Genomic DNA, 8,348 nt, shown 5'->3' with positions numbered 1-8,348 from the left:
ACATTGAGTTTTTCGCTTTAGCCTATTTCCCTAAATATTTTGATCGAGCGTTTGGACAGTTTCACAAAGAGTTATTTTCGGAATTAAGACATATGCTTGCCCATACTGGATTGATTACGGCTTTCGGCCTCCCTAGGGAGCATGGAAAGTCAACGATCAGTTCTTTTTTATTTCCGTTGTATGCGACTTTATATGATAAATCACAGTTTACATTGATTATATCTGCCACGGAGCAGATTGCATTGCCCTTCTTAGACATGATCAAAGATGAGCTGGAAACCAATCAGATGCTGATTGAGGATTTTGGTATTCGTAAAGGTAGTCGCTGGAACAATAACGAGATCTGGCTCAAGAGTAAAGGTGGACTGGATTCCTGTATCATGATTCGTGGCATAGATGGCTCACTTCGAGGTATTCACTATAAGCATCATCGTCCTACCTTGGTTCTAATGGATGACTTGCTCAAGGAAGATACCGCACGATCCGAAGCCAAGCGCGAACAAATTAAAAATACATTTACAGATGTCATTCTGCCTATTGGAACAAGGGATACGAATATTCTGATCTGTGGAACCATTCTCAATGAAGAAGATATCATGGCCGATCTGCTCAAGGGTAAAATCCCAGGTGTGCGAAGTGTTCGTAAAGCAGCAGTGCTTCAGTTTTCAGAACGAGACGATTTATGGTCAGAGTGGGAGCGACAATATAATAATCTCCAAGACGAGGATAGGATCAATACGGCTTTGTCTTTCTTTATGGCCCATGAAAAAGAAATGCTAGAGGGTACGAAAATCCTGTGGAGCGAGTATTTGGACTATTATTATTTGATGTGCAAGAAGCAAGCTATGGGTGAAAAGTCATTTTTTAAAGAATTACAAAACGATCCGCGTTCAACAGACGAATACATATTTCAGGATATCATGTATTGGGACAGGCTACCTGAGTTTGATGAAATGGAAATGGCGATGTACATTGATCCAGCCATTAAAGCCGGGAAGAAAAATGACTATTCGGCTATTTCAATTATTGGTCAGCACAGGAAGACGAAGCAAATGTATGTCATCGACGGGAATATCTATAAACTGTTGCCGGATGATTTGTTCCAAGTGGCTATTGAGAAATTGAAGCTTTATCCTGTAGATAAGCTCGGCTTTGAAGTCAATCAGGCACAGAGCTATATGAAGCAAAAATTTGAAGAAGAGCTATGGAAGGCGAAGATACATACGCCAGTTGAAAGTGTCCATTCCAAGGGGCAGAAGCATGAACGTATTATTAGCTTGGAGCCGGAAGTGAAGAAGGGTCATATTCTGTTCAATTCAGATAACCTTAGATATAATAATCAGATAAAGGATTATAATCGAAATTGTACATATGATGATGCACCAGATAGTTTATATGGGGCTGTTCAATTGATTCAGTCTGTGAAAAGTTTAAAATTTTATGATCGTAGCTTGTTGTTTTGAGGCTTCTGTCAAAACTTCATTTTTATTTTATCCAATCTAACGGACAGGTCAGTTGAAAATACTTACTATTTACATGCGAACATACATTCTGTATTATGATAATATGATTTCCAAATTCAGGAGACATATTTACTGTGGGAATGTATATTCAGAATTAGAAGAATCCTATTATTACTGATGATGAGAAGAAAGGAGAAGAGAAAATGACGAAAACTGGAATTGTTTTGGTTGCTAGCGTATCTATAATTCGAACAGATAAAGTGTTGATAATAAAAGAACATAAACACACTGCCAGAAATAAATGGAACTTTCCAGGTGGGAGGATAGAGCTTGGTGAAGATATCCTAGACGCTGCACGTAGAGAAGTAAAAGAAGAAACCGGGTATGATGTCAAACTTACAGGAACAACAGGCATCTATAATTTTATGAGCAGCACAAACAATCAAGTTATTATGTTTCATTTTACTGGTGAAATTATTGGAGGTTCTCTGCAAATAGATAACATTGAGATCAGTGAATGTAAGTGGATTACAGTATCCGATTTATTGATTCCTAACCTATACGAAATTCGTGAGATAGATGTTATTAAACAAATTGTGAAAAATATCATAAATGAAAATAATTATTCATTATCTCTATATAACCAAAAATTAGGTATGTAGACACTACGCTAACAGGGAACGATAGTGTAATAAGGAACTACTTTATTATAGGTGGTTCCTTTATTTGTGAAAAAATTAAAACCAACAATTACATAGCCCATTTTGAAAGGAAGTATATATTTGCAAATAACTGAGTCTATCATTTTGGAATGTCTAAATGAACTCCAATCGGCTGCAATAGCCAAACAGAAATATTCAGATTACTACAATGGTCAGCATGCCATTCTCAAGAACTATGCCATGCAAGAAAGCCGCAGCAATCAAAAGCTCATTTTCAATTTCCCACGTAAGTTTGTAGATAACGAAGTGGGCTATTTGCTCGGTAAGCCAGTAAACTATGTGTCCAAGTCGGATCAGGATGAAGCCATTCATCATATAGATGTACATATGAGTCATTGGGTTAAGGAGCATAATCTACAGCTTCGGAAACAGTCTGAAATCTTTGGTGAGAGCTTCGAATTGAACTATATCGACTCCGATGGCCAGTTTTCAGCTACAGTATTATCCCCATTGAATGCCTATGTGTTGGAGGACGGAACAGCAGAACGAAATGTACTACTAGGACTACATAGATTTACGAGAAGGTTTGATAAGCAAGTGTATCTGGACGTGTATACCGATCATGAAATCCTACACTATACAATCAGTAGTGATGATAAAGGCAATCGGAGTAGGCAAAACCAATCACCCGAACTGAAATATATCGGCAAACATAATCACATCTTTGGAAGAATCCCACTTATCTCCTGTCCAGCCAATACGGAGAGAAAAAGTGGCTTCCATGATGTGATTTCTTTATTTGATGCCTATAACGCATTGAATTCAGACTTGGTCAATGAAATCGCAGATCATCGTAATGCCTATCTGGTGATTGAGAATGCCAAGCTGGAAGCCGAGGATTTATTGAATATGAAGAAAATGGGCATTATTCAGGTTCCGGCTGGAGGAAAGGTAAGCTGGCTTACGAAGGAGATAAACGATTCTTTTGTGAAGAACGAGTTGGATAACATTGAACGAAAAATTTTCGATATGATGGATCAGGTTAACTTTAATGAAAACTGGGCCAGTAATACGTCTTCCTTAGCGCTGAGAAACAAGCTGCTGAATTTGGAGAATAGAGTGGCGATGCGTGAAGCGTTGATGGAAAAGGCGATCAAGCAGCGTCTACGCAATTTCTTCACCTTTCTGTACATTAAAGAAGGAGTTCAATACGATTACCGTGATATCGCTGTGAAGTTTACTCGTAACTTGCCGACAGATTTAGTGGGGATGGCAGATGTAATCGTTAAATTGCAGCAAGTCGTATCTCAGGAAACGTTGCTCACGTTGCTTCCGTTTGTGGAGAATCCAAAGTTGGAATTCAATAAATTTCATGCGGAGCAGCAACGATTAGCAGATGTGAGTAAGGAGAAATCGAATGCATAATAAAAATAGGATCAAGCGGCTCGTGAAGAATAGCTGTGCTGGTTATCTCGGAACGAAACATGGCATCTCGAATTATTGCTGCTTACAAGATGGCCCATGTGTATTTTTCGCTCAAGATGATTCTTTGCCCCGTTGTAGCTATTTTGAACATGGAGTTTTGCCAATGGATGAAAAGTTAGAACGAGAATATAAGTCTGAGCGGAATATAGAATCTGAATTTAAAACAGTGCAACCGAGGGTGAACTGTCAGAAATGTAAGGCTACTTTTTCAGCGAATTCAAATCGACAGAAATATTGTGAGAAGTGTAAGGATAAGAATGCAAACGAAAAGTCGAAATTACGAATGCGTCAGATGAGAAAGAAACAGGCTTGATGTTACGCTTTAGAGGTATAAAAAGTCCAATAAACTAAGGATGAAAAACAACCCAAAATGAGGAGTTGGTATGTTTGTACCTATTTCTCGTTTTTACGTTTTCTAAAGCGTAACATCATTGTAGCAGATATGACGTTAAACGAATTCAACATACATATACGTGTTCGAAAGCTCGACCACAAACAGACTCGTTGTTACGCTTTAGGCTGTCAAAAATCCAAATGAAATAAGGGTTAAAAATACCTAAAAGTGGGGAGTTGGTATGTTTGTACCTTTTCCTCGTTTTTGCGATTTCTAAAGCGTAACATCATTGTAGCAGATATGACGTTAAACGAATTGAACATACATATACGTGTTTGAAAGCTCGAACCTAAACGGACTCGGTGTTACGCTTTAGGTTATTAAAAAACCGTATAAACAAAGGATGAGAAACAGGCAAAAGTGGGGAGTTGGTATGTTCGTACCTTTTCCTCGTTTTTGTGATTTCTAAAGCGTAACACCCCTGTCCTGAGCATGACATTAAACGGCTCCATACATAAATAGGCGTGTTCGGTTCTGCGTAGTCGAATGGGCAATAAAGGAGATTAACGAAAATGAATTTAGAACAAGTAAAGCAGTTAATTGAGGAAAACCAAACAAATGAGGAATGGCTGTCATATCTTCAGGGTTTGAATCCGTATAGCATAGAAGGGATAGAGCAATACATCCAATCTAATCAGCAAGCAAAAAGTTGGTTCGATAGCACCGTGGACAAACGATCAGCTAAATCGCTGGAAACATGGAAGGCCAACCATTTGGAAAGTGCAGTGGATGCTGAGATCAAGAAGCGATTCCCGGCTAAGGATGAAAAAGAAATCGAAGTCGAGAAGCTGCGAGCCGAAGTGGAGCATATGAAGCTGGAGAAACAGCGTGAACGATTAACCAGCCAAGCGATCAAAATTGCATCCGAAAAGAAACTTCCACTTCCGTTAGTGGATTTTTTTATTGGTACAGATGAAGAAGCGACGACAACGAATTTGGCTATGTTGGAACAATCGCTACAACAGGCTATCCAACAGCAAGTCGAGCAACGGCTCAAAGGGGATGGATATACCCCTCCGGCTAGTTCAACGAGTAGCACATTTACATTGGATTCGATTAAAGGCATGTCGCCAAACGAGATCAATCAGCATTGGGATCAAGTCAAACAAGCATTACAAAACAAACAATAATCAATAGAAAAGGACAGGGTGATTAGATATGACAGTACAACATTTTATTCCTACGATTTGGAGCGCACGTTTAAATGAGAGTTTGAAAAAGAATCTGGTGTATGGGAACGTGGTCAACACCGATTATGAAGGGGAAATTCAAGGCCAAGGTTCCACGGTGAAAATCAATTCGATTGGTGCAGTAACGATTGGCAATTATGACAAAGTAGCTGGAATCGGCAATCCACAGGAACTGGATGCTACGCAAAAAACGTTGGTGATTGATCAGGCCAAATATTTCAATTTTCAAGTGGATGATGTAGATGCTGCTCAAGCGAATGTGAATCTACTGGATGGTGGAATCGTGGAAGCCTCTTATGGACTCGCCAATGTGGTGGATCAGTATCTTGCTGGATTCTACACAGAGGTCAAAGCTGAGAATACGATGGGCAATGATACAGCACCTATTGTCCCAACGAAAGATACAGCGTATGATTTACTAATTGATTTAGGTGTGCTGCTGGACGAAAATAATGTACCTGAATTGGAACGATTTGTGGTGGTTCCTGCATGGTACTATGGCTTGCTACTGAAAGATGCTCGTTTCACGAAAGACCCAAGTATCATCCGCACAGGCTATTTAGGAGATATTGATGGCATGATCGTTTATAAATCGAATAACGTACCAAATACCGCAGGAGCTAAGTATAAAATCATCGCAGGTCATAAGAGTGCGATTTCGTTTGCAGGGCAAGTGGATTCGGTGGAAGCATTCAGACCAGAGAAACAATTTTCAGATGCAGTAAAAGGGTTACAGGTATTTGGAGCCAAATGTATCAAGCCTGAAGCCCTCGCTGTACTCACAGCCAATAAGTCTTAATTGAAAGTGGATGATATGAGAACACATTATAATAGAAGAAACACGTTCGGGGTATCCGTTTTGGATGCCCTATTTTTCATTTTTGGAGGGTGATAAAATGTGGTTTTTGAATCAGGAAACAGGCTGCACATGGGAAGTCACAGATCAGGAGCTAATGCTGCGGTTACAAGCCAGTGGGCATTATGAGCAAGTGGAGGAATCTCAACCAGATGAGACTAAGCAAGATGAACCTGTAACGAAAGTTCAAGCTGCCAAGAACATGAAGCGTACCGAGAAGGAACAGGTAAAGGAGGTTACAGGAGACAGCACATGAGTGAGCTAATGGATTTGATGAAACGATTATTGAGCATGGAGCCAACAGACATATCCAAGGATGATATCCTGATTCACTACTTAAACAAAGCCAAGGGTAATATTCTGGGCTATTGCAATGTAAATGTACTTCCTACGGAATACGATGATGTCATGGTCGATTATGCGGTGTATTTATATAAAAATAGGGATTCGGTTGGACTCATAAATAAGCAGGAAGGTGAACGCTCAGCCACCTATGAATCAGGCATTCCGGCAAGTATTCGACTTGCTCTTCCTTTACCTAAAATCAAGGTCGGGACAGATTAATGTTCTATGATACGAAGCTGGAAATTTTGAATGATGCTGATTTCAAACCTGTCCAGTTGATCATGGCAGATGTACAACCTTATCGCAAAAGCTTTTCATTTGAAGATGGTTACATACTAGAGACGACATATCGAGCTTTCTGTCCACTGGAATCCTTATTGCAATTAAACGGCTATGTTCGAATTAACAAGAATATCTTTATTATTTTGGATAAGAAAGAATGGAGCGATTATATGGAGTTGTATCTGTATTGCTGTAAGCAGCATTTTGCAATGGAGGTGAAGGAGTGACACGGAGCTTAGAACCCATGCTGGATTTCTTTCTACGAGAGAAGGGAGAGCTTGTACATATCAATGGTATGCGACAGCTTGCTCTAATTCAGGATGCGACAAATACCATTCAAATGACCGATGAAAAAATTATTCGAGCAGCAACACCCTTACATACAGGTGATATTGTGGACTATCGCTATGAACGGTATCTGATCACCAGTCAGGTGGATCGAAATGAAAAGTCTTGTCGAGGCAGAATGAAAAAGTGTAATCAACGGCTAGCTTTAAACTGGAATGGACAGGTGAAATGGTTTGATGCTGTGGTGGAAGCCAGAACGTTTTCAACGGAAACAGGAAAGGTTATTTCAATACCGGAGGGAAGCATCCTGGCCAGTTTACAGGACAAAGCAGATACGAAGGGCATTACATTAAGCCAACGATTCTACATTACTCATCAGCCTTTTAAAATAGTTGGAATTGACCGCACGATGAATGGCATCATCCAGCTAAGCTGCACATTGGATAGCATAAATACAGCTTATGATGACGTGGAACATAACATTGCAGACCGATGGAAATATGAGATTGCTCATACATATGCATTACATATCAATCACGGAACGATAGCCCATGTACCTCTAAACGAAACAATACCGTTGAATGTGACTGCTACGGATAATGGAAATGAGATAGCGAATCCGCCAATTACCTATACATCCAGTGATCCAAGTGTAATTAGCGTAGACCAGCAAGGTCAGGTTATGGGCATTGCTTTGGGACAAGCAAGTATTACTGCAAAACTAACGTATCATCCGACAGTGCTGAGTACCATTGAAATGAGAGTGGTCGAAACGGGAACGCATAACTATTCGATAGCCATTATCGGCAATTCCATCCTCAAAACAGGTCAAAGCGCTTCATATGTCAGTCATACCTATGATCATGGAGTGGAAGTGTTTGACCAGTCGGTAGAGTGGAGCCTACGGAATCAAGATGATTCAACTCCGATCATGGGGAGCATAACAGCCAGCACAGGAAATAGTGTGACGGTGAAAGCTGGAAGCAGTAGTGGAGCGAACAATAAAGTCCTTGTATTAACAGCCACCTTAGCAAGTGATCCTAGCATGACCATAGAAAAGACCATTAGCCTTAAAAATTTATTCTAAGTTTTATATCTATTGGCTTGCCTTAGAGGTTGAGCCATTTTCATTTTAAAGGAGCAAATACATATGCAACGAAAATCCATCGACTACCTACTCAGTCTGAGCCTTTTGAAGCAATTAAGATCACAACAGTTGATAACAGAAGAAGAATTTATTGCGATTGACCAGCTTAATAAAAAATCTTTCAAGTAGCTATAACATGGGCAGAAATGGACTTGATGATGTGCCGCAAGCATTATACCATGTGACCATATAAAGAAGATATCGAAGGGAGAAACACCTATGGCCCAAGCCACAAC

At 39.9% G+C, this 8,348-nt stretch carries 10 protein-coding genes; all 10 read left to right on the top strand.

Annotation, left to right across the window (positions count from 1 at the left end; all coding sequences use genetic code 11):
• The coding region (gene terL / locus ACIFQM_RS24495) for a phage terminase large subunit (RefSeq protein WP_430066349.1) at positions 1-1,463 on the top strand (1,463 nt) is incomplete at its 5' end.
• Between the two features lie 203 nt (positions 1,464-1,666).
• A complete protein-coding gene (locus tag ACIFQM_RS24490) occupies positions 1,667-2,125 on the top strand; it encodes an NUDIX hydrolase (RefSeq protein ID WP_430066347.1) in 459 nt (152 codons plus the stop codon).
• A 120-nt stretch (positions 2,126-2,245) separates the two neighbouring features.
• Positions 2,246-3,550 carry a phage portal protein gene (locus ACIFQM_RS24485; protein ID WP_430066345.1) on the top strand — a complete coding sequence of 435 codons (1,305 nt, stop codon included), beginning with the start codon at positions 2,246-2,248 and terminating at the stop codon, positions 3,548-3,550.
• A 966-nt stretch (positions 3,551-4,516) separates the two neighbouring features.
• Positions 4,517-5,134, top strand: coding sequence for a DUF4355 domain-containing protein (locus ACIFQM_RS24480; RefSeq protein WP_430066343.1), 618 nt, complete (start codon positions 4,517-4,519; stop codon positions 5,132-5,134).
• 28 nt (positions 5,135-5,162) lie between these two features.
• The gene (locus ACIFQM_RS24475) at positions 5,163-5,993 is read left to right on the top strand and encodes a P22 coat protein - protein 5 domain protein (RefSeq protein WP_430066341.1); all 831 of its coding nucleotides are present in this window, start codon (positions 5,163-5,165) and stop codon (positions 5,991-5,993) included.
• Between the two features lie 97 nt (positions 5,994-6,090).
• Positions 6,091-6,306 carry a hypothetical protein gene (locus tag ACIFQM_RS24470; protein WP_430066339.1) on the top strand — a complete coding sequence of 72 codons (216 nt, stop codon included), beginning with the start codon at positions 6,091-6,093 and terminating at the stop codon, positions 6,304-6,306.
• On the top strand, positions 6,303-6,614 hold the full coding sequence (locus ACIFQM_RS24465) for a phage head-tail connector protein (protein WP_336078106.1): 312 nt from the start codon (positions 6,303-6,305) through the stop codon (positions 6,612-6,614). Before ACIFQM_RS24470 ends, ACIFQM_RS24465 begins: the two co-directional genes overlap by 4 nt.
• Positions 6,614-6,904: a hypothetical protein gene (locus ACIFQM_RS24460; protein WP_430066337.1), complete on the top strand. Its 291-nt coding sequence runs from the start codon at positions 6,614-6,616 to the stop codon at positions 6,902-6,904. Before ACIFQM_RS24465 ends, ACIFQM_RS24460 begins: the two co-directional genes overlap by 1 nt.
• On the top strand, positions 6,901-8,052 hold the full coding sequence (locus ACIFQM_RS24455; RefSeq protein WP_430066335.1) for an Ig-like domain-containing protein: 1,152 nt from the start codon (positions 6,901-6,903) through the stop codon (positions 8,050-8,052). The genes ACIFQM_RS24460 and ACIFQM_RS24455 overlap by 4 nt, the downstream gene beginning before the upstream one ends.
• Positions 8,053-8,115: 63 nt before the next feature.
• Positions 8,116-8,241, top strand: coding sequence for an SHOCT domain-containing protein (locus ACIFQM_RS24450; RefSeq protein WP_404521938.1), 126 nt, complete (start codon positions 8,116-8,118; stop codon positions 8,239-8,241).
• The last annotated feature ends 107 nt before the right edge of the window (positions 8,242-8,348 follow it).

Source organism: Paenibacillus sp. NRS-1782, assembly GCF_050467685.1.
Taxonomy (GTDB): domain Bacteria; phylum Bacillota; class Bacilli; order Paenibacillales; family Paenibacillaceae; genus Paenibacillus; species Paenibacillus terrae_A.
Note: the sequence above shows the minus strand (reverse complement) of the source record. Positions and strands in the feature narration are given on the sequence as shown.

Bases quoted from the DNA above. Each gene is read 5' to 3' on its own strand.
- ACIFQM_RS24490 (WP_430066347.1), top strand. From the start codon at position 1,667: ATGACGAAAACTGGAATTGTTTTGGTTGCTAGCGTATCTATAATTCGA.
- ACIFQM_RS24480 (WP_430066343.1), top strand. From the start codon at position 4,517: ATGAATTTAGAACAAGTAAAGCAGTTAATTGAGGAAAACCAAACAAAT.
- ACIFQM_RS24475 (WP_430066341.1), top strand. From the start codon at position 5,163: ATGACAGTACAACATTTTATTCCTACGATTTGGAGCGCACGTTTAAAT.
- ACIFQM_RS24470 (WP_430066339.1), top strand. From the start codon at position 6,091: ATGTGGTTTTTGAATCAGGAAACAGGCTGCACATGGGAAGTCACAGAT.
- ACIFQM_RS24465 (WP_336078106.1), top strand. From the start codon at position 6,303: ATGAGTGAGCTAATGGATTTGATGAAACGATTATTGAGCATGGAGCCA.
- ACIFQM_RS24460 (WP_430066337.1), top strand. From the start codon at position 6,614: ATGTTCTATGATACGAAGCTGGAAATTTTGAATGATGCTGATTTCAAA.
- ACIFQM_RS24450 (WP_404521938.1), top strand. From the start codon at position 8,116: ATGCAACGAAAATCCATCGACTACCTACTCAGTCTGAGCCTTTTGAAG.